This is a genomic window from Mangrovibacterium lignilyticum (assembly GCF_010882175.1).
Taxonomy (GTDB): domain Bacteria; phylum Bacteroidota; class Bacteroidia; order Bacteroidales; family Prolixibacteraceae; genus Mangrovibacterium; species Mangrovibacterium lignilyticum.
On record NZ_WKLH01000006.1, the window covers coordinates 215,093 to 237,422 of the forward strand.

Genomic DNA, 22,330 nt, shown 5'->3' on the forward strand with positions numbered 1-22,330 from the left:
AGAAAGATGAGCAAATAGCAATTCGGTTGCGTGGCGGGAAAAAGAAATCCAACAGTCTTATCCGGCATTAATGGCAACAACAGGATCAAGACGGGAAGCGATCCAGGCCGGGACGTAACCGGCAATCAACCCGATAAAACCGGACACAAGCAGTCCCATTCCAATATTTTTCAAACTTAACACCAAGTGCATTTCCGACACCGAACTAACCAGCTCAGAGCCGACAAAAACCAAAACTAAACCAATCAATCCGCCGATTAGCGATAAGATAACAGCTTCGAAAATAAACTGAAGAAGGATAAAATACCGTTTAGCACCAAGCGATTTTTGGATACCGATAATTCGCGTTCGTTCTTTTACCGACACAAACATGATGTTCGCAATCCCGAATCCACCCACCAGAATACTAAACCCGCCGATCACCGTCCCGGCAATATTGAATACAAGAAAAAAAGCGTCAAAACGAGTGGAAATAACACTCACCTCGTTAATGGCAAAATCACTCTCCTCCATCGGGCGCAATTGGTGCAAGCTTCTCAGAATCCCTTCCAACTCTGAAACAAACAAATCATTGTCGACATCATCTTTGGCTTTCACATTGATCGTCTGTCCCATCTCCCGATTCCTGAAATCAACCATCGATGAAGCCAGGTTTGTTGAGACATGGAGTCGTTTGTCCATACTCGTTCCAAACATGTCTGTCCCCTTTCGGGCATAGGTCCCAACAATTAAAACCCGACGCCCCTTCACTTTTATTGACTTCCCAACCGGGTCAACGCCTTCAAACAACTTATCGGCCAGCTCTGCTCCGATAACTGCCATGGGAGCCCCGCTATCCATTTCCGACTGCGTAAAATAGCGCCCCCCATTGATATCCAGATTCCACAGATTAACCAAATCGTAGGTACTGGCCATAATTTCAGCATTTTCTGCCGATGAACTTCCAAATTGAATAGTCGTATTAAAAACAACAAAAAAAGTAGCGAGTTCGGTGGATGAGGAACGTCTCAAAATTTCATCAGCATCTTCTTCCTTGGGGATTGGACGATTCAGATATTTCCACCACGGATATTCGGTTTCACCTTCGGGTGGCGTCCATGGCCATTTCTGTACATAAACCATGTTCGATCCAAGCGAATTCAAACTTTCACGCATGTATTTTTCCAACGAATCAATAACCGTAAAAACCGAGATAATAGCAAAAATACCGATGGTTATCCCCAATAGCGACAAGATTGTCCGCAGCTTATTACCACGCAACGCGTTTATTGAGAGCGAAAAACTTTCGATGATAAGTCGTAAAAGGATCATCAGCTTGGATTTTTTGTAAAGTTAAAAGAATTCAAAAACTCCTTGCTGCTCCTTCGTGTTTCTATTTCATTTATTTTTAATCTGATCGACTTTTCAGCTTTCCAGACCGAAAAATTCTTCCTATTTTCAACGCAAAATTTTTGTTTTCCACAAAGATTATCTCCATTTAATTATTTGAAATTACTATCTTTGCATCGCATTTTTAACAAACTGTAAATGAAGGATTTAAAAAAGATAAAATCAGCCCTGATTTCCGTTTATCATAAGGATAGACTCGATGTCATTGTAAAAAAATTAGATGAACTCGGTGTACAACTTTACTCAACCGGAGGTACACAATCATTTATCGAAAGTTTAAATGTGCCTGTTACCGCAGTTGAAGACCTGACAGGTTATCCCTCAATTCTGGGAGGCCGTGTGAAGACCCTTCACCCGAAAGTATTTGGCGGAATCCTGAACCGTCGTGACAACAGCGGCGACCAGGAACAGATTGCACAATATGAGATACCTGAGATTGATCTGGTTATTGTAGACCTTTATCCTTTTGAAGAAACAGTTGCATCAGGTGCTTCTGAAGAAGATATTATAGAAAAAATAGATATTGGCGGTATTGCTCTGATTCGTGGAACAGCCAAAAACTTCAACGATGTTATCATCGTTTCATCACGCGATCAGTACGAAGAATTCATTGAATTACTGAATGCGCAAAATGGCGAAAGCACCCTGGAAGACCGAAAAGCATTTGCCCGCAAAGCATTTGCAACTTCGTCACACTACGACTCAGCCATTTTCAATTATTTCAACAACGGCATCACCGATACCAACCGGGTTAGCCTGAACGACGGCAAAGTATTGCGTTACGGCGAAAACCCGGACCAATCGGCAACGTTCTACAAGTTCGACAATGCAGACTCAAAAGTAACTTTAGCGAACGCGGAAGTTCTGCAGGGCAAAGAATTGTCGTACAACAACCTGCTGGACGCTGACGCAGCCTGGAAATCAGCTTCGGATGCTTACCACGCCGTTAGTCATATCGAAAATAAAGTAGCCGTTTCTGTTATCAAGCACCTTAACCCTTGTGGGCTGGCTGTTACCGACAACATTTTGAAATCACTGGATCTGGCATGGGAAGGTGACCCAATCAGCGCATTCGGTTCAATCATTTGCTTTACCGAAACAGTGACTGCAGAAGTCGCACAATGGTTTGGTAAGAAATTCGTTGAAATCATCATTGCCCCGGCTTTCACTCCGGAAGCACTCGAAGTTTTCGGGAAAAAGAAAAACCTGCGTTTGTTGGTTACGCCAATCAAAGCAGAAAAAACCGGTGAAAAACTCTACCGCTCAATCAGCGGAGGGATGCTGGTTCAGGACGAAGATGAAGGCATGGACACCGACTTCAAAAATGTTACAAAAATTCAATTCGACAACAATAAAATGAATTTGGCCAAGTTTGGTATTACAGCTTGCAAGCACTTAAAGAGTAATGCGATAGCCTTGGTTAATGAAAACAGCGACGGTTCCTTCTGGCTGACAGGCGCAGGAATGGGACAACCCAACCGACTTGATAGCCTTCGCCAACTGACGATTCCTCGTTTCAACACGAAAAAAGGAGTTAAAATTGAAGAATCCGTCCTAATATCAGATGCATTTTTCCCATTCCGCGACAGCATTGAAGCGGCCAATGAATTTGGGGTAAAATTTGTCGTTGAACCCGGTGGCAGTATTCGCGACGAGGAAGTGATTGAGGCTTGCGATGAGTTTGGTATCGCCATGCTGTTTACCGGACGCCGTCACTTTAAACATTAATTTTAAAATCAGCCGGTTCATAAACCGTTGACATTAGGAGACTAAAAACATGGGATTGTTTTCTTTCTTAACCCAAGAGATTGCGATTGACTTGGGAACAGCCAATACCATCATCATACAAAACGACAAAATTGTTTTAGACGAACCATCAGTCGTTACCATCGACATGAAAACGGAAAAGCTTTTCGCCATTGGTGAAAAAGCCCGTCAAATGGAAGGACGAACACCGCCCAACCTAAAAACAATTCGCCCGCTAAGGGATGGTGTGATTGCAGACTTTAACGCTGCCGAGCAAATGATTCGGGGAATGATTAAAATGATCAACCCCAAATCGCGCCTGTTCACACCATCATTGAAAATGGTCGTGTGTATCCCCTCAGGATCTACCGAGGTGGAAATCCGTGCGGTTCGTGACTCTTCGGAACATGCCGGTGGTCGCGAAGTTTACATGATCTACGAGCCAATGGCGGCAGCAATCGGTATTGGTCTAGATGTGGAAGCTCCCGAAGGAAATATGATTGTTGATATCGGTGGTGGTACAACGGAAATTGCGGTAATCTCTCTGGGAGGTATTGTAACCAACAAATCGATCCGTATTGCCGGTGATGACTTAACAGCCGACATTATGGAGTACATGCGCCACCAGCACAACATCAAAGTTGGTGAACGTACGGCTGAAGATATCAAAATCAATGTTGGTTCTGCCTTGTCACAGCTTGAAACTCCCCCAAATGATTACATTGTTCAGGGGCCAAACCAAATGACGGCTTTGCCAATTGAGGTGCCGGTATCTTACCAGGAAATTTCTCATTGTCTCGAAAAATCAATCTCAAAAATTGAAACAGCGATTTTGAGTGCCCTGGAGTTGACGCCTCCTGAATTATATTCCGACATCGTAACCAAAGGTATTTATCTGGCCGGCGGTGGCGCTTTGCTTCGTGGACTGGACAAACGCTTGTCTGAAAAAATTAATATTCCCTTCCACGTTGCCGAAGATCCTTTACGTGCGGTCGCCCGCGGAACTGGTATTGCACTTAAAAACGTTGATAAATTCTCTTTCCTGATCCGGTAATGCCTGAACAGGAAAGAGCAAACTTTCCGGTGAATGAGGAGTTTGTTACGCTTTCTGGCGCGAAATTATTTCTTTCTGTTGTTCCTGTTGCTCGAAGCAGTCAGTATTAGTCTGACTGTGAATTATAATAACTTTCAACGAGTTAAATTTTTCAATTCAAGCAACAGCTTTACAGCATCTATCTATGAGCAATTTAATGCGATAACAAGCTTCTTTTCGCTGCAACAAACCAATGCAGAACTGGCAGAAGAGAACTCGCGCCTTCGCACACAATTGGAGCATTACAAGCAAACCTTTCTTCCGAACGACTCGATTGCACCTGTCGCAGAAACCGCTGATACGACCTTGAGTCAGTATGATTTCATCCCTGCCAAGGTCGTCAATAATTCGTTCACCAAACAGTACAATTATATTACCATCAATAAAGGCAGCAATGATGGGATAAAAATTGACATGGGAATTATTGGCCCGGGCGGAGTCGTTGGGATTGTCACCAGCGTATCGAAGCATTATTCCACCGGACCAACTATTCTGAACAAGCGTTGGTCGGTTTCGGCCAAAATACAACACTCCAATTATTTTGGCACACTTGCCTGGAACGGCTTGGATCCGAAATATGCCCGTTTAAATGAGATTCCATTTCATGTTAAAATGGAAATTGGTGATACGATTGTAACCAGTGGTTACTCGGATGTATTTCCTGAAGGCATTCCAATTGGCGTAATTGAAGAATTTGATCATGCCAGTGGCCGCAACTTTTTCGACATATCAGTTAAATTGCTCACAAATTTTGCCAACTTGAGCTACGTTGAAATTGCCAAGAATAACCACCTGGAAGAATTAATCGATTTACAGAAGTTGAATACATATGAATAGCGGAATATTAAAATATGTTACGTCCTGGGTAATCCTGGTGCTGATTCAGGTTCTGCTGCTTAACCACATTCAGATTAGTGGTTTAATCAATCCGTATTTGTACATCTTATTTATTCTTACGCTGCCTTTCAGCATTCCAAATTACCTGTTATTAATTCTCGGGTTCTTATTGGGATTAAACATCGATATTTTCTCCAACACACTTGGCATTCATGCGTCGGCCACGACATTTCTGGCATTCATCCGTCCGTACGTAATCAACTTGATTTCCTCACGCGACGTATTGGAACTCAATCAAACACCCCGGATTTCGGAGTTAGGTTTTTCGTGGTTCTTCCGCTATACAGCCATTATGGTTTTAGCTCACCATTTCTTCCTGTTTTACATTGAAGTCTTTTCCTTCAATGGATTTCTGTACACGCTTTTGCGCACACTCTTCAGTTCGGCCCTAACGATTGTACTGATCATCATTAGTCAATACATGACCTCAAAAGATTAGCTGCCGTGGACAAATACGCAAAACGAAAATTTATTCTGGGCGCCATCTTCGTATTCATTGCGATTGTATTCATCATTCGGCTCTTTACGATCCAAGTCATAGACAGCTCTTACAAACAATACGCGACAAAGAATGTCCTCCGCAAGGTGATCAACTACCCGGCCCGGGGGTTAATCTACGACCGCAACGGTGAGTTATTGGTATATAACAAAGCTGCATACGATTTACTGGTTACGCCCCGAGAAGTCTCCACCTTCGATACGACCCAGTTGTGTTCAATTTTAAAAATTGAACAGGCTGATTTAATGGCTGAATTAAAAAAAGCCAAAAAATATTCGCGCTACAAGCCATCGGTTATTGTCAAGCAGTTGTCGACCGAGATGTATGCCATGCTGCAGGAAAAGCTGTACAAGTACCCCGGCTTTTTCGTTCAAACGCGAACCTTGCGCGAATATGCACATCCTATTGCCTCGCATATGTTGGGCTATGTCGGGGAGGTCAATCAATCGCAAATCAACAAAGATTCTTACTATTCACAAGGCGACTACATTGGCGTAACCGGCATTGAACGAACCTACGAAAAAGAACTCCGTGGTCATAAAGGGGTTAACTACTTTTTAGTGGATGTTCATAACCGCCTCAAAGGAACCTACAACGACGAAAAGAACGATTCTGCAGCCGTGCTGGGTAATAACCTCACAACCACGATTGACTCCAAACTACAGAGCTATTGCGAATTACTGATGAAGAACAAGCGTGGAGCTGTTGTCGCCATTGAACCAAAAACCGGAGAGATTCTTTGTTTTTACAGTGGCCCCGACTACAATGCAAACTTATTGGTTGGTCGCGAACGAAGCAAAAATTACCAGCTTCTGCTTAACGACACCCTAAAGCCACTGACCAACCGGGCCATATCGGCTGCTTACTCACCCGGTTCAACCTTTAAAACATTAAATGCTCTGATTGCTCTGGAGGAAGGAACGATCACCGAAAACACAGCAGTGTCCTGCTTCGGAAAGGCCTCTTCACCTATTCGCTGTACACACAACCACGAAACACCGATTACGCTGGTTGGGGGAATTCGCGAATCCTGCAACCCGTTCTTCTGGAATACTTTCAAAACAATCATCAATAAATATCCGACTTCGGAAGAAGGCTACAAAAAATGGCGCGAGCATATCCTCAGCTTTGGATTGGGCCAAACCCTGGGAACCGAATTTTACGGGGAGTCAAAAGGAAATATTCCTGAAGCATCCTATTACGACCGGTATTTTGGCAAAAGAAGATGGAATGCACTCACGGTTCGCTCCTTGTCAATCGGGCAGGGGGAAATCATTGTAACCCCTTTGCAAATGGCAAACATGGCAGCGGTAATTGCCAACCGGGGCTATTACATCGATCCGCACATTGTGAAAGCCATTGAAGATCCGGACCAAAGCTCCAGAAAACTCTCTTTCGAAAAGAAAGTAAGTATGATACATCCCGAACATTTCACCAAAGTAATCGAAGGGATGCAGGAAGTGGTAGACCAAACAAATACACGATATACAGCACATGTCGAAGGAATCGATATCTGCGGAAAAACCGGAACCATCCAGAACAGTCATGGCTCCGACCACTCCGCGTTTATTGCCTTTGCGCCCAAAGATGATCCTCAAATAGCGATCGCCGCCTATGTTGAAAACGGTGTATGGGGAGCCCGATATGCAGCTCCCATCGCCAGCTTGATGATTGAAATGTATTTGAACGATTCCATCACTGCTCCAAACCGAAAAGCCTTGGAGAAAAAAATGATCGAAGCAAACCTGTTAAACCCCAATCAACCCAAATAATGGCAAGCAGAAATAACATATGGGCAAATTTGGATTGGCTGACTATCGGCTTCTACGTCCTTTTGGTATTCATTGGGTGGATTAACATTTACGCTGCTGTTTACAACGAAGAACACAGCAGCATTCTGGATATGAGCCAACGCTATGGCAAACAGCTGATTTGGATAGTTGCCGGCTTCGTTTTGGCCGGAACGCTGATCCTGATAGACAGTAAATTCTACGTCTCTTTTGCCTATGTCATCTATATTGTCACCTTAGTCCTACTGGCTGCTGTCTTGCTTATTGGGTCCGAAGTAAAAGGAGCCAGATCGTGGTTCCAAATCGGGAGCTTTGCCTTTCAGCCGGCCGAGGTGAGCAAACTGGCCACGGCCCTTGCTCTGGCTAAGTACATGAGTTCGTACAATTTCAAGATCGAAAAGCTCCAGTCCATCGCGGTCATCGGAGCAATTATACTGGCGCCAATCATGTTTATTTTCCTTCAGAACGACACCGGCTCTGCACTGGTGTTTGCGGTTTTCGCCTTTGTGCTCTACCGTGAAGGAATGTCGGGAGTATTCTTGTTCATGGGGCTATTAATCGCGATGGTGTTCATTATAACACTCATGCTGGCCCCTTTGGTCACCATTGGCATTATGACCGCTGCCGCCATTTTGGTGTATTATTTCATGAATCAAAAATTCATGGAAGCGATCAAAGCACTGGGGATTTCGGCCAGTATTTTCTTCATTTTCTGGCTTACTAACAAATTTCTGAAGTTGGGCTTTCCCGACACCCGAATTGTACTTTTTTCAGCTCTCCTGGCAAGTTTAATTTTTGGGATCTATGCGTTGCGCCATCGCCTCAAGAATTTGCTGTTGGTCATTGTCGTGTACATCAGTTTGGTTATGATGACCTTCATCGTCGACTACGTTGTCAACGACATTATGCAACCGCACCAGCGGGCACGTATTGAAGAATTGCTGGGTATCAAATCCGATCCGCTGGGAGTTGGGTATAATGTGAACCAATCGAAAATTGCCATCGGTTCGGGTGGCATGTGGGGAAAAGGATTCCTGAACGGCACGCAAACCAAATTCAACTTTGTGCCGGAGCAAAGTACCGACTTCATTTTCTGTACCGTAGGCGAAGAATGGGGTTTTGCCGGAACAACAGTCATCATCCTGCTGTTCCTTGCACTTTTATTGCGGCTCGTTTTCCTAGCCGAACGACAACGATCGGTTTTTAGCCGGGTGTATGGCTACAGTGTTGCTTGTATCCTGTTCTTTCACCTGTCCATCAACGTTGGGATGACCATTGGACTGGCACCGGTAATCGGTATCCCACTTCCCTTCTTTAGTTACGGAGGTTCGTCGCTGTGGTCGTTCACCATTTTGCTGTTTATCTTCCTGCGCTTGGATGCCAGCCGCATGGAGAAACTGAGCTACTAAAAACAACCTTTCAATTTTAGTCCCATTTCAAGTACTTCCGCCAGCTATGTTGTTCTCTGAATCCCAAAACTTCCCGAATTTTACGATTTGAGAATAATGCTTCATGCTCCTCCAATTCCCGAATAATTGGCACATCGGGAAAGAACTTTTCAGCCAATTCTTTGCTGGGAATAACAGCGCCGTTGTGATCGTTTCCGGCATTGAAAACCTGGTAACCAAGGCCGTCTTTTTCCAGACATAAATCCACAATCTGTCCTAGATCGCGCGCATCGATATAACAGAAAGCATTCCTGCGGCGCACTTCCGGATTTTTAAAATAGTGCGGAAACAGCTCAGCGTATTCGTGAGGTTCAATTACATTCCCGATACGAAGGGCATAAATATCAAAGCCCGAACGCCGCTGGAAACTCCGTGCCGTTTTCTCATTGACAACCTTCGATAATCCGTAGCTATCCATGGGGTCAACGTCATAATCCTCCTCCAAAGGCAGTACTTTAGGGTTGGTTTTGCCATCTGAAAAACAGATACCATAAGTGGTTTCTGATGAAGCAATAATAATCTTTCGAATTCCAAGTTTAACAGCTGCTTCAATCACATTGTAAGTGCCCATGGTATTGACCCTAAAAGTCTCATTATCCGGAATGATTAAGATCCTGGGCACGGCAGCAAAATGGACTACGGCATCAAATTTTTGCACCCCATTTCCTGCGTCCAATTCATCTAAGCCGGCATACGAACTCATCGCATTAAACACCTGTCCGGAATCCGTAATATCAGCTACCAGATTATTCACCCCCGGGTAATCCAAAGGCACCAGGTCTACATTCATCACTTTATGTCCTTGGTCAAGAAGATAGTGAATTGCGTGTTTCCCGGCCTTTCCTGATCCCCCTGTAAATAAAATTCGCTTTTTAGTCATGTTCGCCTATTTAGTTTGATTTTACGTGTTGCTGATCGACAGCTTGTGTACCATAACTCAATTTTTTATTCAACTGTATTTCCGATATAAAAATTAATCTCAGTTTTCGTGTTCTTCAATAATTCCAGAGATTTCACTTCTTCAATTAACCGTTCCCATTCATTGTAGGTACTTTGACATTTTATGGTATAGGTTCCAGGTGTCATTTTCAGCGAATAATATCCAGAGGTATCGTTCGTGGTTTTTAAATCTGAATTTTCTACCCATACTTCAAACTGATTTTCTAAGTAATATTCATTTACTGACCAGTCAACGTGATATATGTGTCCAAAAACGAATGAAGAATCATGGAGTGTCGTGTCTAAACTTGAACCAATTTCAGCTCTACCATCAATGAATTGTCGATTAAGACACGAACTAATAATGACAAGAACAGTCGAGAATATCAGTAAGCGGGTAAATCCCTTCATGGAACTCATTTCTTTGGTTTTTAAATTGGTGCACAACTACGAACTAATAACACCGACTCCGATGAACTCTTAAGTTACGAAACTTCAAAAAAATATTCATGTTCATTTTGATTTCGTTCCAAACCGGAGCGACATAAAGCTACGGGGGTACTTCGAACATCCGAAAGGGTACTTCCGAAGTACCCCTCCCACTTCCAAATCGACTTCATTCACCTAAAAGGTGAACGAAAGCGGTTCCAAGGTGAATCCGTTCGGTTCGGAAGTGAAATAACGCAGTAAAAAGGTGAACCGACTCTGCTTTGAACTGAACGAGAGCCGCTAAAAGGTGAACGAGAGCAGTTCGGAAATGAACGAATGCAGCTCAGAACTCCGAGATTCCAGTCCAGAGGTGAACGAAAGCGGTTCGGAACGGTAATGTTCATTAAACTGTGTCAATCAGTGCTCATTCGAAAGCCCGGGTTTTCGAACTTCCAGATCCCTCGACTACTCGCCCTCAAACAGCAAACCAATGGACCTTAGTCTCGCTCTTTCCTTTTTTTGCGGCGGTAATAGACCAGGAACACCACTAGTGCGACCGGCAAAACCACATAGAGAATAATATTGAATAAAGAGGGCGCAACAGGTTCGGGTACCGGAGACGGATAATGCTCCGGCGTTTGAGCCAGCACACATACAACGACAAGCAGCATGAGCAAAGCGGTATTCAATAGTTGTTTCATAGCATTCTTGTTTTAATTGTCTTACCTCTTTATAAACGAAGCAATCGAAACAAGGGTTTGTTCAACCGAGGTCACGCACATTCATTTGAAACGGAACCAGACTTCACCCCTTCCTGATACCAAACGATTGACTTTTGACTAAGCCAAAAGCAGGAAACGCGACCGGACGATATATTCGCAAAGCCCACCTTCAAGCGAGTTCCCTCGGTACCAGAGTGCCGTGTCGGATAAAACCAGGCCTCTCTTTGACCGCCTTTTATTCATTATCTGCAAGCACCTGTCGCTATTCTATCTCCGCAACAATATCCACGTAATTCTTCCCATACTTTTTGGCACAATTTGGGCAGGTGGTGTACCACATGTACCATTTCTTAATTTTCAACCCTTTCTCCTTTACCACTTCTTCATAATCGTTACACCACTTCCCGGCATCTTTAAAAGGACCTTCGTACACTTTACTGAAAAAATGCCCGCTTAATCTCGTATTCTCAGCATCCGGAATTTCTTTATCAACAGCCAGGTAGAGGTCCATATTCCATCGCGAAGTATGATCAGCCAGAACCATCCAGTCGAGAATTTTAGCTTCCGAATCTTTCACCTTTTTGTCGAGCTTCCGCATGACTCGTCCAAAATTCAAAGGCCTGTAAAAGAGCGTCCGGACATGATCCTTGATAAATTTTTTATCCGTCCAGTCCAGCATTTGGTTGTCCCAATGAGTTGGATCAAAAGGTGGACAACAATCATACACGGGTTCTGTTTTTGGTTCCATGACTTCTTCATTTATTTGATTCCCGAACTTGAACTAATGTAGCCGGATTTAAATCCGCTTTATATTGAACGCTGAAAAGCTGCCGCCAGCTTTCCAATTTTAATTGTCATAGCTCACAACTTGTGCAAAAGAACGTTTCAGTGCTTTATGAAACCGGTATTTGGGGTACCCGAAAATCACTACCAGCCCGTTGACCGACTTTTGAGGAATCCCCCAATGTTGCTTGAATTTTTTCGCCCCGTGACGAATTAGCGGGTGTATACTTCCGATCATACAGCTTCCCAATCCTAGGCTTTCGGCAGCCAGCATCGCATAGGTGGCGGGTATCACCGGATCAATCGGATCGGAATAAGGTGACGACAAAAAATACATCGCCAAAGGGGTATCGTACAACAAATAATCTACATTACCCTTCTTTCGTTAGACCAGTTTATTGATTAACGGAAAGCCAAAACCTTTCATCAGCTCATACGCTTCGTTGCCGGCCATTTTCCACAACCAGATCCCCGGGGGCTTAATCAACCACCTGGATTTCGCCATTTGGTCGATCGCGTCGAAAGCAAACTCCCGGACCTTCGCCCGGCCTTTAAACACCAACAACTTAACATCAGAAGGCGGTAAGACTACCGGAGCTGTCAGTGCAGCTTCGATAATCTGATCAATCAAATGCGGCTCAATTTCTTTTTTCTTGAAATCACGAATACTCCTGCACCCAAGCATTAACTGATACAAGTCGTCAAACAAAGTTTTCCGGCTGGCATCGGGAAGCGGTAAAAGATCATCCAGCGAAAGTTCCCGCCCTTCAATTTCAACCGCCGATTCCGGGCAAATGGCCATACAATGCCCGCAACCATAACAGCCAAAAACAGGATCGGATCCAAGCGTAACCCGGCCACCTTTCATCACCAGTGAACCATCTTTGCAGATGCTAACACAAAGCCCGCACTGATTACATTTTTCATCGTCGACATGAATAACACCTGTGTGTTTCGTCCGTGACGTAGGAATAGCCATGATCGTTCATTTTGGTTTTTTGAATACAAGTGTGACCTTATTTTTAAACGCCTTATTCGCATTGAAAGTTATACCGTGCAGTGGTGCAATTGTATCGGGAAAGCCACGAAATCTGCCTCTCGGAAACGAATTCGTCCGATTAAAAGAAGGGCCTCAACCGCGCTGTTTTAGCAGAAAATATTGTTGGATGATAATTGGGAGAGATGTGTATCCAGCAAGTGATCACTGCGGACTGCAACTTGCAGTTCCTGCTATTTCAACCGTTCGATTTGAATCCCGGAAGAGCTTTCAACATGGTCGATCAAGTCTTCGAAGAAGCGTTCGAAGAGTTCCCTCAATTCATCAAAATTGCGTTCAAGTACTTCCATCGCCTGGCTTGTTTGATCGGGCAAACTGGTTCGCCGTGCCATGATGTGCAGCGACTGCTGAATGCCGTCGAGGCGAGCATACGATTCGAGTCGTTTGTGTTGAATAAGGAAAGGCAAAAAACCCTGCACCCGGACAGGAAGTTGAAAGAAATTAGCCAACAGCACCGCATGCACATGTTTGGCAAACTGTCTTAAGGTATGAGGCGAATACTGCCGCCAATACCGGGCCAAAAAATGATCGAAGATCACATCGGTGACAATCCCGCAATAACGCCCGTAAGCCGGCCGAAAATAGGCGGCGGCCTCTTTCACAACCGGGTGCGTATCGGTAAACGAGTCGATGGAACGATGCAGGAGAATTCCTTTTCGCACATCATTTGAGAAATGGCGGTATTGTTGCCCTTTCACATAATCGCCAATAAAGTTACCCAGCAGAATTTCGTCTGCTTCGCCTGATAAATAAAGATGTGCTAAATAATTCATTCCTGCTTCTTTCAATCAATCCAATAAACCATCCACCCCTAAGGTTGTTCACCGCCGGCCTTTTCAACACGGCTCTTAGTCCGGTTAAAACCAGGTAACTTTGCCGCCGAAATCAGAATAACGCCAACCAGCGTTAATAGTCCGCCAATGAGCTGGTGCAACAAAGGGAACGTTCCAAAATAAATGAGGCTACCGATTAACACGAAAACAACTTTGGTGCTTTGAACGATCGACGACTTCGACACTTCGATGTAGTGAAACGAATAATAGATACACAAAACGGCGACAAAGGGGCCTAGCGCACCACCAATGGCAATATTTATCAATGCACCTGACGGTATTTTGAATGGATGCCCCAAAAACAAAAACATGATGAGCGAAAATAAAAACAGCCAAACCGAGCGGTTGGTGTTGATCAGTTCTGGCGACATATTGCGGACATTCATTTTCACAACCAGGGAAGCCGTAGCCGCAAAAATGGCATTCAAAAGTACAATGCCTGCTCCCGGAATAAACAGTTCAGAAAGGCTGGTGCCACCCTGATAGCTCACCACAAAAGCACCAACCAACGCCAAAAAAGCCCCAAAGGCTTCCATCTTTGTAAAGCTCTCCTTAAGAAAGAAAATACCCATCGCGGTCAGCAAAACCGGGTACAGGTTTCCCATGAAACTGGTCACTGCCGGATCGGGAATAATTTGAATGGACAGGAAAAAGAAAACTGTCGTCAGAATTTCGAGTATCCCAAGGGTTACTAACGTTCGTTTCTGCCGTTTACTCAGTGCTCTTAAATAGCGGTGATGTTTTCGGTATACAAACCAAACGATATTGAGAAAAGCCCCCATGGCAAACCAATATAAACCGAACTGACTGAGGTGTACCTCATTCAGCGCTGCTTTACTGAAGATGTATATATTGGAAAATGCGATCGTTGCAATGATCGCAAACAGGTATCCTTTCAGCCGGTCTGATTTCATTCTAAGGAAGTTTGACTCTAAATAGTTCGTTCCAAATGTACAAAAATAAGTAAGGCTTCACCCCTTTCGGGATGAAGCCTTCATTTATATTAGATCACTAATTTCCTTACAAGTGTGCTTTAATCGCTTTTGTCTCTCCCTCAAAACCTGGCATTTTCAATAAGGCGAGCATCTTCTTTTTATGAGCATCAACACCCGGTTGATCAAACGGATCCACATCGAAAGTGCATCCTCTCATACCATCGGCAATCTCGAAGCAATAGATCATTTATCCTAGAATATCTATCTATTTCTGGTTTAAACTCAAAAAACGAAGTCGTCCCGAAAAAGTCTTCAGTCCAGCCCTGCTTAATAAGCTTCATCTGTTACCGAAGCCGTTCCGTTAACAGACGCATTTCGGCTGCAGGATTTTCGCCGGCATACAAAATATTGTAAACAGCCTCGCAAATCGGCAAATTAACTTTGTATTCCAGGTTAATTTCATGAATGGATTTTGTCGCGTAATACCCCTCGGCAACCATATGCATTTCCAGTTGAGCTGTCCGGGTGGTATAGCCTTTTCCAATCATGGTTCCAAAGGTGCGATTTCGTGAGAACTGAGAATACGCAGTCACCAATAAATCGCCTAAATAGGCTGAACTTTTGATATCGCGGGTAATCGGATGAACTTTGTCAACAAAGCGCTTTATTTCCTGAATGGCGTTTGCAATTAAAACCGCCTGGAAATTATCGCCGTAACGTAAGCCATGTACAATTCCCGAGGCAATGGCAATCACATTTTTCAGTACAGAAGCATATTCCGTTCCGAAAATATCATCCGACACATGAGAGCGGATGTAGGGACATTCCAACTTAAAAGCGAAATCGCGGGCCCGCCGAATATCCGGACAGGCAATGGTCAAATAGGAAAGACGCTCCAAAGCAACTTCCTCCGCATGACAAGGTCCGGCGATAACACCGATTCGTTCAAACGGCAGTTTAAACTTTTGGTTCAGGTATTGCCCCACGATTTGGTTCTCTTCCGGAATAATACCTTTAATTGCCGAAACAATATACTTGTTACTGATATCAACAGTCATGTCGCACAAGGAACGGTCTAAAAAGGCTGACGGAATGGCCAAAACCAAAACATCAGATTTTTCAAACGTTTCATTGATGTCACTATAGAAATCAATCCGGTTGATATCGAATTCAACACCCCTCAAGTAACTAGGGTTATGTTTAAATCGTTTGAACTGCTCAATACTATCCGGATTACGGAAATACCAGCCAATACGATCAACATTGTTCAGGAGTATTTTAGCCAGTGCTGTTGCCCAGCTACCGCTCCCGACTATTGCTATTTTGGGTTCAGTAAACATATTAACAAGGTCAATGGTTTAAGCGGTCCAACCGGTCACTTCTTCCATTGATGGATTTTGCAATCCCAGTTTATTTTTTTTGTTGTATCCGCAAAGGTCGTTAAACAGCTTTCCGGCTTTTACTTCTTTTAATGCATCAACTTTTTTGAAACCCATCTTACGAAGAACTTCAATCCATTCACCCGGAATTCCGGCAGATTCAAATTTCTCGTCCGAATCAGCGTCTGCTTTCTTCTCCGGTTTCATTTGTGGAAAGAAAAGCACATCCTGAATGGACAGGTTGTTGGTCATGAACATCGTCAAACGATCGATCCCGATTCCCATACCTGATGTTGGAGGCATACCGTATTCCAACGCTCTCAGGAAATCCTGATCGATAAACATCGCTTCATCATCCCCTTTTTCCGAGAGCGTCATCTGATCTTCGAAACGTTCGCGCTGATCAATCGGGTCGTTCAACTCCGAGTAAGCATTGGCCAACTCTTTTCCATTTACCATCAATTCGAAACGTTCTGTCAGCTCTGGATGTTCACGGTGTTTTTTTGTCAATGGTGACATTTCTACCGGATAATCGATAATGAAGGTCGGCTGAATGTAATGATGCTCACATTTTTCGCCAAAAATTTCATCAATCAATTTTCCTTTACCCATTGTCGGGTCGTTCTCTATTTCCAGTTTATCGCAGATTTCGCGTAATTCCGATTCTGATTTACCGGCAATATCATAACCGGTATGTTCTTTAATGGCTTCGTACATGGTTACGCGAGGATACGGACGCTTGAAGTCGATCATTTTATCGCCAACCTGCAATTCAGTTTTGCCATGCAATGCCAAAGCCACACGTTCCACCATTTCCTCGGTGAAGTTCATCATCCATTTGTAGTCTTTGTAAGCCACGTAAATTTCCATGACTGTGAACTCCGGATTGTGTGTACGGTCCATTCCCTCGTTACGGAAATCTTTGGCGAACTCGTAAACACCTTCGAAGCCACCAACAATCAACCGTTTCAGGTATAACTCGTTGGCAATACGCAGGTACAACGGTATATTTAATGAATTGTGATGCGTGATAAACGGACGGGCAGCTGCTCCACCCGGAATCGATTGCAAGATTGGTGTTTCAACCTCCAGGTAACCATGTTCGTTGAACATTTCTCGCATGGTATTGACAATCTTGGTGCGTTTAATAAACGCATCTTTCACCTGCGGATTGACCACCAAATCAACATAGCGCTGCCGGTAGCGTTGCTCCATGTCTGTGAACGCGTCATACACTTTACCATCTTTTTCCTTTACAATCGGCAGCGGACGTAACGATTTACTCAGCAAAACCAGTTCTTTTACATGAACTGACTTTTCACCCACCTGGGTTGTGAAGGCAAAACCTTTCACTCCGATAATGTCACCAATATCGAGCAACTTCTTAAAAACGTCGTTGTACAGGGTTTTATCCTCTCCGGCGCAAATTTCATCCCGGTTGATATACAATTGAATGCGACCAGAATCGTCCTGTATTTCAGCGAATGAGGCTTTCCCCATAATTCGGCGGCTCATAATTCGACCGGCCAAAACCACTTCCTGGAAGTTTTGCTTTTCAGGTTCAAATTCAGCCTTTATCACGGCTGTTTTGGCATTTACCGGAAACTCTTCTGCCGGATACGGCTCAATCCCCAACTCTCTTAACTTTGCCAAAGAATTTCTCCTGATCACTTCCTGTTCGCTAAGCTCTGCTGTACTCATTGGTAATTATCGATTATAATTCTGCTTCTAAAAAATTTGTGCAAAGATAAGATAAGAATTAAAAAAACCCTACTTCCTGTCCGTATCAAACTAAAACAAACGAAATCAGCTGTTTGTATTTTTCTTTTCAATGTTAATAATTTTATCTCAGGCCTAATAGTTTGAGCGGGTGAAATTTAGGCGAAATTTGATCCGATGATCAGTAAACGAGCTTGTTCCGACATTAAAATTAGGTTTCCAGATCAGCGTTCATTTTTTATCTTTGATCTTTTATTATAAGTATCTCCAAGGGAACACCGACAATATCAAATGGATAAAATCTGGAAAGTTAAAGAACAAGGCGACATAAATGTAATCAAGCATTTATCTGCTGCCCTAAACGTCAATATGGTTATCGCCAACCTATTGTCGCAAAGGGGGATTACATCATTCAATGAAGCCAAGTCTTTTTTTCGTCCTAAACTATCCGACCTGCACGATCCTTTTTTAATGAAGGACATGGACAAAGCAGTTGCTCGCATGGAGCAAGCGATCGATAATCAGGAAAAAGTATTAATTTACGGTGACTACGATGTTGACGGCACAACCTCGGTTGCCTTAATGTACCAGTTTCTGCGTAACCGAATCAAAGACTTAGATTATTACATTCCTGATCGATATTCAGAAGGATACGGTATTTCACCTCGTAGCATTGACTTCGCAGCAGAGGAAAAATTCACCTTGGTTATCGTACTGGACTGTGGAATCAAAGCTATTGAAAAGATAAAACAAGCTAAGGAAAGAGGAATTGATTTCATTATTTGTGACCACCATAACCCGGATGACCAAATTCCGGATGCAGTGGCAGTTCTTGATCCCAAACGTCCCGGGTGCGGCTATCCGTACAAAGAATTATCCGGATGCGGCGTTGGATTTAAGTTAATCCAGGCGTACACTCAAAAGAATGATGTTCCCGTCGTTGAACTCTACGACCTGCTTGATCTGGTCGTTGTGAGTATCGCCTCCGACATTGTTCCGGTAACCGGTGAAAACCGGGTGCTCGCATACTACGGCTTGAAAAAACTGAACAGCAATCCGAGCCTCGGGCTGAAAACGATCATTCAGATTTCAAATCTGGTCGGCCACCAAATGACCATCAGCGATATTGTGTTTAAAATCGGGCCTCGCCTCAACGCTTCGGGCCGGATTGAACACGGTAAAAAATCGGTCGAGATGATGGTGATGACTGATGAAGACGAATCGATTGTTTTAGGTGAAGAGATTAACTCGTTCAACGAAATTCGGAAAACACTTGACCGCGACATCACCCAGGAAGCACTGGACATGATCGCTCACGACCCGGTACATTCCGAACGCTGTTCAACTGTACTGTACAACCGCGACTGGCACAAAGGCGTGGTCGGAATTGTGGCCTCCCGTTTAACGGAGCACTATTACAGACCAACGATTATCCTGACCGAATCAAACGGGTTGGCAACAGGATCAGCTCGCTCTGTAAAGGATTTTGATTTATACGAAGCAATTGGTCAATGCTCCGACTTGCTCGAGTCGTATGGCGGCCACATGTATGCTGCCGGTCTGACGTTGAAAATTGATAATATCCCGGCGTTTACCCGCCGATTTGAGGAAATTGTAAAAAACACGATCACAGAGTCGCAAAAAACAGAAATTCTGGAAGCTGATGCCAAACTTCAACTGTCCGACATCACTCCGAAATTCTATCGCATATTAAAGCAGTTTGAGCCTTTTGGACCACACAACATGACACCGATGTTTTTAACTGAAAACGTTTTAGACAATGGAACCAGCCGCTGTGTGGGGCGCAACCAGGAACACCTGAAATTAGACTTGGTAGAGCCAACCGGAAATTCTTCCATTTTTTCTGCCATTGCCTTCAACCAGGCCAACCATTTTGATGCGATCAGCCAAGGGCTTCCTTTTGATATTTTATACACTATCTCGGAGAATGAATTCAGGGGTAAAACCAACTTGCAGCTATACATCCGCGACATTGAAGCCAAAATATATTAGATCCTGTTTTTACATATCCTAAATTAATCCCTATGAATGTATTAAGTAAAGGCCAAAATCAATTCACGCCAAGGAATATGGTTTTGGGCGTTCAGTTTTTATTTGTTGCCTTCGGTGCTACCGTTTTAGTTCCACTATTAGTTGGCATCGATCCTTCAGTCGCCTTATTTACTGCAGGCGTTGGCACTCTTCTATTTCATTTAATTACCAAAGGAATGGTTCCTGTTTTCCTGGGCAGTAGTTTTGCGTTCATTGCCCCCATCATCGAATCAACCAGATTATACGGACTTCCCGGCACATTCTCGGGAATAATTGCAGTTGGTCTGGTCTACGGTGTTGTTTCCGGCTTAATTAAATTGAGAGGCTTAACATTTGTAGAACGGCTATTTCCTGCTTCAGTAGTTGGTCCTGTAATCATGATAATTGGTTTATCGTTAGCCAGTGCGGCTGTCGATATGGCTAAAACAAACTGGATCATTGCTTCTGTAAGTTTATTAACGGCAATCGTTGTCGTTGTTTTCACCAAAGGAATCATCAAACTTATTCCGATTTTCGTGGGAATCATCGTTGGATATATCACCGGACTCTTTCTAGGAGTAATCGATTTTTCACCGATAAAAGAAGCTGCCTGGCTTGGATTACCTGCCTTCACGACTCCTCAATTTAGTTGGGGAGCCATTTTATATATGATCCCAGTGGCTATTGCTCCCATTATTGAGCATGTGGGCGATATGTACGCGATTGGTGGTGTTGCTGAAAAGAACTTCATCGAGAACCCGGGTTTGCACCGCACGCTGCTGGGCGATGGTGTTGCAACCAGTTTAGCCGGATTCTTTGGCGGTGTTCCCAACACAACTTATTCTGAAGTTACCGGAGCGATCAGTCTGACCAAAGTGACAAATCCATTTATCCTTCGTATCTCCGCGATAACAGCAATCGTTTTTTCACTGATTGGGAAAGTCAGTGGCATCCTGAAAACGATCCCTCAAGCAGTTTTGGGTGGAATTATGCTCTTACTGTTCGGATTGATTGCCTCTGTCGGAATCAAAACGCTGATTGACTCCAAAACAGATATGACCCAAACACGCAACCAGGTTATTGTATCAGTAGTATTAACCGTAGGTATTGGTGGTGCCGTAATATCTTGGGGTAATTTTTCACTGGCAGGAATCGGGTTGGCTGCTGTCGTTGGAATTCTCTTGAATCTTATCCTTCCTGGAGAATCGAAGGAAGTTCAGATTACTGAAGATTAAGCTACTGAAGCTTATATTACTAACAGAGGCCGTTTCATATTCCTGAAACGGCCTCTGTTGTTTTACCGGTTTAGCTAAATGCTTCTGTTACGAACCGGGCTAGTTTCCACCACACCTTCATAAGAAACAGCTTCCCGATTATTCGAGATCATCGTCAAAGTTGCCCGTCCGTCTTCGCCAATTCGAATTTGAACAAGCAAATTATCAGAATCAGTCTCAACATCGAAAGAAAGTTGATAAACACGGTTTCTCTCATCGTACACCACATTGGCACTGCGGGCATATTCCCGAAACTGAAATCGCTCAACAGATTCGCCAAAAGAGCGTTCTAATGATGGCAACCAACTCGCGATAAAACTATGATCAATTCTCAAATCATAACCATACGGCAATGGCACCTTTTGCCCTGAACGTTTGAAGGCATATTCTGCGGTAAACAATAACTCACCGGATTCTACCAAGGATTTTATTTCTTCTGATTTTCCGTTCTTCCCATTTCCCGAAAAAGCCTGAGCACAAACACTACTCAAACTAAGCATCAAAACTAAAAATAAAACTCCATAGGTTTTCATAATACATGTATTAAGCATTCTATTGAAGAACTCAAAATAAATGCCAAATATTATTAGAAACAATCTAAACTAGACATAAAACACATGACTTTTAGCAGGATTTCACTTATACTCATGTTACCGCCTAGAAGAATGAAACTTACAAAACCACAAAATGATAGATTATGAAAATAAAACTTCCAGGATGGCTAAACATAAGTACGACTCCTGGCCATTTGCTTATCAACATGAAGAGCAAGAGTCATATTGATAGCACCCCATGCTCGGTCCAACCGAAATACGAGATAACGGCTATTTCTTTTTAGGTAGAGCCTCAACAACTCCATAATAGCTGATACTTTGCCTGTTGTTCGAATTAACATTCAGATTTCCGTATCCACTCAGACCAACATTTAAATACAGGGTATAAGTGTCCACTTCTGTTTTCACCTCAAATCGAACATCATACGACTGTTTGCGGTCATTGTACTCCGTTTTCACATCATCGACTACTTCATCAAACTTAATACCTCCTTCCCCACCACCATAAGGAGCTTGATAAGCCCGCCCGAAATAAGGCAAATAGCAATGAACGGAATCTCCTTTGAATTGCAATTCATAAGTTGAAGTCAAATCTATTTTACGCCCGGACATCGGATTTGCGGAACGGGCAATAAAGATATAGTCTCCGGAATCAATCAACTCTTTCACTTCTGCAACCTTTTGTTCTTTGCGCTCTTTACGTGTCAATTTTTGAGCAAAGCCAGTTTGAAAACCAAGCATCAAAACCAGCAGCATTATTACAGCATATCGCATAATTTGGTTATTTAATTGATTTATTTTCATTTAAGCAAA

At 43.5% G+C, this 22,330-nt stretch carries 22 protein-coding genes; 8 read left to right on the top strand and 14 right to left on the bottom strand.

Translation table 11 applies throughout. From position 1 onward, the window contains the following. Positions 1-57: 57 nt before the first annotated feature. Positions 58-1,311 carry an ABC transporter permease gene (locus tag GJV22_RS21030; RefSeq protein ID WP_163718377.1) on the bottom strand — a complete coding sequence of 418 codons (1,254 nt, stop codon included), beginning with the start codon at positions 1,309-1,311 and terminating at the stop codon, positions 58-60. 216 nt (positions 1,312-1,527) lie between these two features. On the opposite strand from GJV22_RS21030, the gene purH reads away from it, so the two are divergent. Genes purH through rodA form a run of 6 tightly spaced genes read left to right on the top strand, consistent with a single transcriptional unit; the run spans position 1,528 to position 8,823 of the window. Next, on the top strand, positions 1,528-3,117 hold the full coding sequence (purH, locus tag GJV22_RS21035; RefSeq protein ID WP_163718380.1) for a bifunctional phosphoribosylaminoimidazolecarboxamide formyltransferase/IMP cyclohydrolase: 1,590 nt from the start codon (positions 1,528-1,530) through the stop codon (positions 3,115-3,117). Between the two features lie 49 nt (positions 3,118-3,166). Then, positions 3,167-4,189 carry a rod shape-determining protein gene (locus GJV22_RS21040; protein ID WP_163718382.1) on the top strand — a complete coding sequence of 341 codons (1,023 nt, stop codon included), beginning with the start codon at positions 3,167-3,169 and terminating at the stop codon, positions 4,187-4,189. Positions 4,190-4,222: 33 nt separating this feature from the next. Further along, positions 4,223-5,065, top strand: coding sequence for a rod shape-determining protein MreC (mreC, locus tag GJV22_RS21045; protein WP_163718384.1), 843 nt, complete (start codon positions 4,223-4,225; stop codon positions 5,063-5,065). Then, on the top strand, positions 5,058-5,564 hold the full coding sequence (gene mreD, locus GJV22_RS21050) for a rod shape-determining protein MreD (RefSeq protein ID WP_163718386.1): 507 nt from the start codon (positions 5,058-5,060) through the stop codon (positions 5,562-5,564). Before mreC ends, mreD begins: the two co-directional genes overlap by 8 nt. 5 nt (positions 5,565-5,569) lie before the next feature. Beyond that, positions 5,570-7,396, top strand: a complete 1,827-nt coding sequence (gene mrdA, locus GJV22_RS21055; RefSeq protein WP_163718390.1) for a penicillin-binding protein 2 — start codon at positions 5,570-5,572, stop codon at positions 7,394-7,396. Next, complete coding sequence (rodA, locus tag GJV22_RS21060) at positions 7,396-8,823, top strand: rod shape-determining protein RodA (protein WP_163718392.1); 1,428 nt, start codon at positions 7,396-7,398, stop codon at positions 8,821-8,823. The genes mrdA and rodA overlap by 1 nt, the downstream gene beginning before the upstream one ends. A 16-nt stretch (positions 8,824-8,839) precedes the next feature. Here rodA and GJV22_RS21065 read toward each other — a convergent pair whose 3' ends face one another. The 11 genes from GJV22_RS21065 to lysS form a co-directional block, all read right to left on the bottom strand. Beyond that, complete coding sequence (locus GJV22_RS21065) at positions 8,840-9,742, bottom strand: NAD-dependent epimerase/dehydratase family protein (protein ID WP_163718394.1); 903 nt, start codon at positions 9,740-9,742, stop codon at positions 8,840-8,842. A 65-nt stretch (positions 9,743-9,807) separates the two neighbouring features. After that, positions 9,808-10,221, bottom strand: a complete 414-nt coding sequence (locus GJV22_RS21070) for a hypothetical protein (protein ID WP_163718396.1) — start codon at positions 10,219-10,221, stop codon at positions 9,808-9,810. Positions 10,222-10,727: 506 nt separating this feature from the next. Continuing rightward, positions 10,728-10,931 (bottom strand): hypothetical protein, encoded by a 204-nt coding sequence (locus GJV22_RS21075; RefSeq protein ID WP_163718398.1) that lies wholly within the window; start codon positions 10,929-10,931, stop codon positions 10,728-10,730. A gap of 283 nt (positions 10,932-11,214) precedes the next feature. After that, positions 11,215-11,700 carry a hydrolase gene (locus tag GJV22_RS21080; protein WP_163718400.1) on the bottom strand — a complete coding sequence of 162 codons (486 nt, stop codon included), beginning with the start codon at positions 11,698-11,700 and terminating at the stop codon, positions 11,215-11,217. A gap of 99 nt (positions 11,701-11,799) precedes the next feature. Next, positions 11,800-12,096 (bottom strand): nitroreductase family protein, encoded by a 297-nt coding sequence (locus tag GJV22_RS21085; protein WP_163718402.1) that lies wholly within the window; start codon positions 12,094-12,096, stop codon positions 11,800-11,802. A 24-nt stretch (positions 12,097-12,120) separates the two neighbouring features. Beyond that, positions 12,121-12,714, bottom strand: a complete 594-nt coding sequence (locus GJV22_RS21090) for a 4Fe-4S dicluster domain-containing protein (protein ID WP_163718479.1) — start codon at positions 12,712-12,714, stop codon at positions 12,121-12,123. Between the two features lie 251 nt (positions 12,715-12,965). Next, a complete protein-coding gene (locus tag GJV22_RS21095) occupies positions 12,966-13,565 on the bottom strand; it encodes an acyl carrier protein phosphodiesterase (protein WP_163718404.1) in 600 nt (199 codons plus the stop codon). 38 nt (positions 13,566-13,603) lie between these two features. After that, entirely contained in the window at positions 13,604-14,539 is a 936-nt protein-coding gene (locus tag GJV22_RS21100) for a DMT family transporter (protein WP_163718406.1), read from the bottom strand. A 106-nt stretch (positions 14,540-14,645) separates the two neighbouring features. Beyond that, positions 14,646-14,807, bottom strand: a complete 162-nt coding sequence (locus tag GJV22_RS21105) for a hypothetical protein (RefSeq protein ID WP_163718408.1) — start codon at positions 14,805-14,807, stop codon at positions 14,646-14,648. Between the two features lie 97 nt (positions 14,808-14,904). Beyond that, on the bottom strand, positions 14,905-15,900 hold the full coding sequence (locus GJV22_RS21110) for an NAD(P)H-dependent glycerol-3-phosphate dehydrogenase (protein ID WP_163718409.1): 996 nt from the start codon (positions 15,898-15,900) through the stop codon (positions 14,905-14,907). An 18-nt stretch (positions 15,901-15,918) separates the two neighbouring features. After that, positions 15,919-17,640, bottom strand: coding sequence for a lysine--tRNA ligase (gene lysS, locus GJV22_RS21115; protein WP_163718411.1), 1,722 nt, complete (start codon positions 17,638-17,640; stop codon positions 15,919-15,921). A 309-nt stretch (positions 17,641-17,949) separates the two neighbouring features. On the opposite strand from lysS, the gene recJ reads away from it, so the two are divergent. Further along, positions 17,950-19,671 carry a single-stranded-DNA-specific exonuclease RecJ gene (recJ, locus tag GJV22_RS21120; RefSeq protein WP_163718414.1) on the top strand — a complete coding sequence of 574 codons (1,722 nt, stop codon included), beginning with the start codon at positions 17,950-17,952 and terminating at the stop codon, positions 19,669-19,671. A 32-nt stretch (positions 19,672-19,703) separates the two neighbouring features. Continuing rightward, positions 19,704-20,924: a uracil-xanthine permease family protein gene (locus GJV22_RS21125; protein ID WP_205461986.1), complete on the top strand. Its 1,221-nt coding sequence runs from the start codon at positions 19,704-19,706 to the stop codon at positions 20,922-20,924. Positions 20,925-20,998: 74 nt separating this feature from the next. Here the strand turns inward: GJV22_RS21125 and GJV22_RS21130 are convergent, their stop codons facing one another. Beyond that, positions 20,999-21,496 carry a DUF4251 domain-containing protein gene (locus GJV22_RS21130; protein WP_163718416.1) on the bottom strand — a complete coding sequence of 166 codons (498 nt, stop codon included), beginning with the start codon at positions 21,494-21,496 and terminating at the stop codon, positions 20,999-21,001. Positions 21,497-21,787: 291 nt separating this feature from the next. Continuing rightward, a complete protein-coding gene (locus GJV22_RS21135; RefSeq protein ID WP_163718419.1) occupies positions 21,788-22,291 on the bottom strand; it encodes a DUF4251 domain-containing protein in 504 nt (167 codons plus the stop codon). Positions 22,292-22,330: the final 39 nt, after the last annotated feature.

Coding starts and splice junctions, on each gene's coding strand:
- GJV22_RS21030 (WP_163718377.1), bottom strand. CDS start 1,311: ATGATCCTTTTACGACTTATCATCGAAAGTTTTTCGCTCTCAATAAAC.
- purH (WP_163718380.1), top strand. CDS start 1,528: ATGAAGGATTTAAAAAAGATAAAATCAGCCCTGATTTCCGTTTATCAT.
- GJV22_RS21040 (WP_163718382.1), top strand. CDS start 3,167: ATGGGATTGTTTTCTTTCTTAACCCAAGAGATTGCGATTGACTTGGGA.
- mreC (WP_163718384.1), top strand. CDS start 4,223: ATGAGGAGTTTGTTACGCTTTCTGGCGCGAAATTATTTCTTTCTGTTG.
- mreD (WP_163718386.1), top strand. CDS start 5,058: ATGAATAGCGGAATATTAAAATATGTTACGTCCTGGGTAATCCTGGTG.
- rodA (WP_163718392.1), top strand. CDS start 7,396: ATGGCAAGCAGAAATAACATATGGGCAAATTTGGATTGGCTGACTATC.
- GJV22_RS21065 (WP_163718394.1), bottom strand. CDS start 9,742: ATGACTAAAAAGCGAATTTTATTTACAGGGGGATCAGGAAAGGCCGGG.
- GJV22_RS21070 (WP_163718396.1), bottom strand. CDS start 10,221: ATGAGTTCCATGAAGGGATTTACCCGCTTACTGATATTCTCGACTGTT.
- GJV22_RS21075 (WP_163718398.1), bottom strand. CDS start 10,931: ATGAAACAACTATTGAATACCGCTTTGCTCATGCTGCTTGTCGTTGTA.
- GJV22_RS21080 (WP_163718400.1), bottom strand. CDS start 11,700: ATGGAACCAAAAACAGAACCCGTGTATGATTGTTGTCCACCTTTTGAT.
- GJV22_RS21090 (WP_163718479.1), bottom strand. CDS start 12,714: ATGGCTATTCCTACGTCACGGACGAAACACACAGGTGTTATTCATGTC.
- GJV22_RS21095 (WP_163718404.1), bottom strand. CDS start 13,565: ATGAATTATTTAGCACATCTTTATTTATCAGGCGAAGCAGACGAAATT.
- GJV22_RS21100 (WP_163718406.1), bottom strand. CDS start 14,539: ATGAAATCAGACCGGCTGAAAGGATACCTGTTTGCGATCATTGCAACG.
- GJV22_RS21105 (WP_163718408.1), bottom strand. CDS start 14,807: ATGATCTATTGCTTCGAGATTGCCGATGGTATGAGAGGATGCACTTTC.
- GJV22_RS21110 (WP_163718409.1), bottom strand. CDS start 15,900: ATGTTTACTGAACCCAAAATAGCAATAGTCGGGAGCGGTAGCTGGGCA.
- lysS (WP_163718411.1), bottom strand. CDS start 17,640: ATGAGTACAGCAGAGCTTAGCGAACAGGAAGTGATCAGGAGAAATTCT.
- recJ (WP_163718414.1), top strand. CDS start 17,950: ATGGATAAAATCTGGAAAGTTAAAGAACAAGGCGACATAAATGTAATC.
- GJV22_RS21125 (WP_205461986.1), top strand. CDS start 19,704: ATGAATGTATTAAGTAAAGGCCAAAATCAATTCACGCCAAGGAATATG.
- GJV22_RS21130 (WP_163718416.1), bottom strand. CDS start 21,496: ATGAAAACCTATGGAGTTTTATTTTTAGTTTTGATGCTTAGTTTGAGT.
- GJV22_RS21135 (WP_163718419.1), bottom strand. CDS start 22,291: ATGCGATATGCTGTAATAATGCTGCTGGTTTTGATGCTTGGTTTTCAA.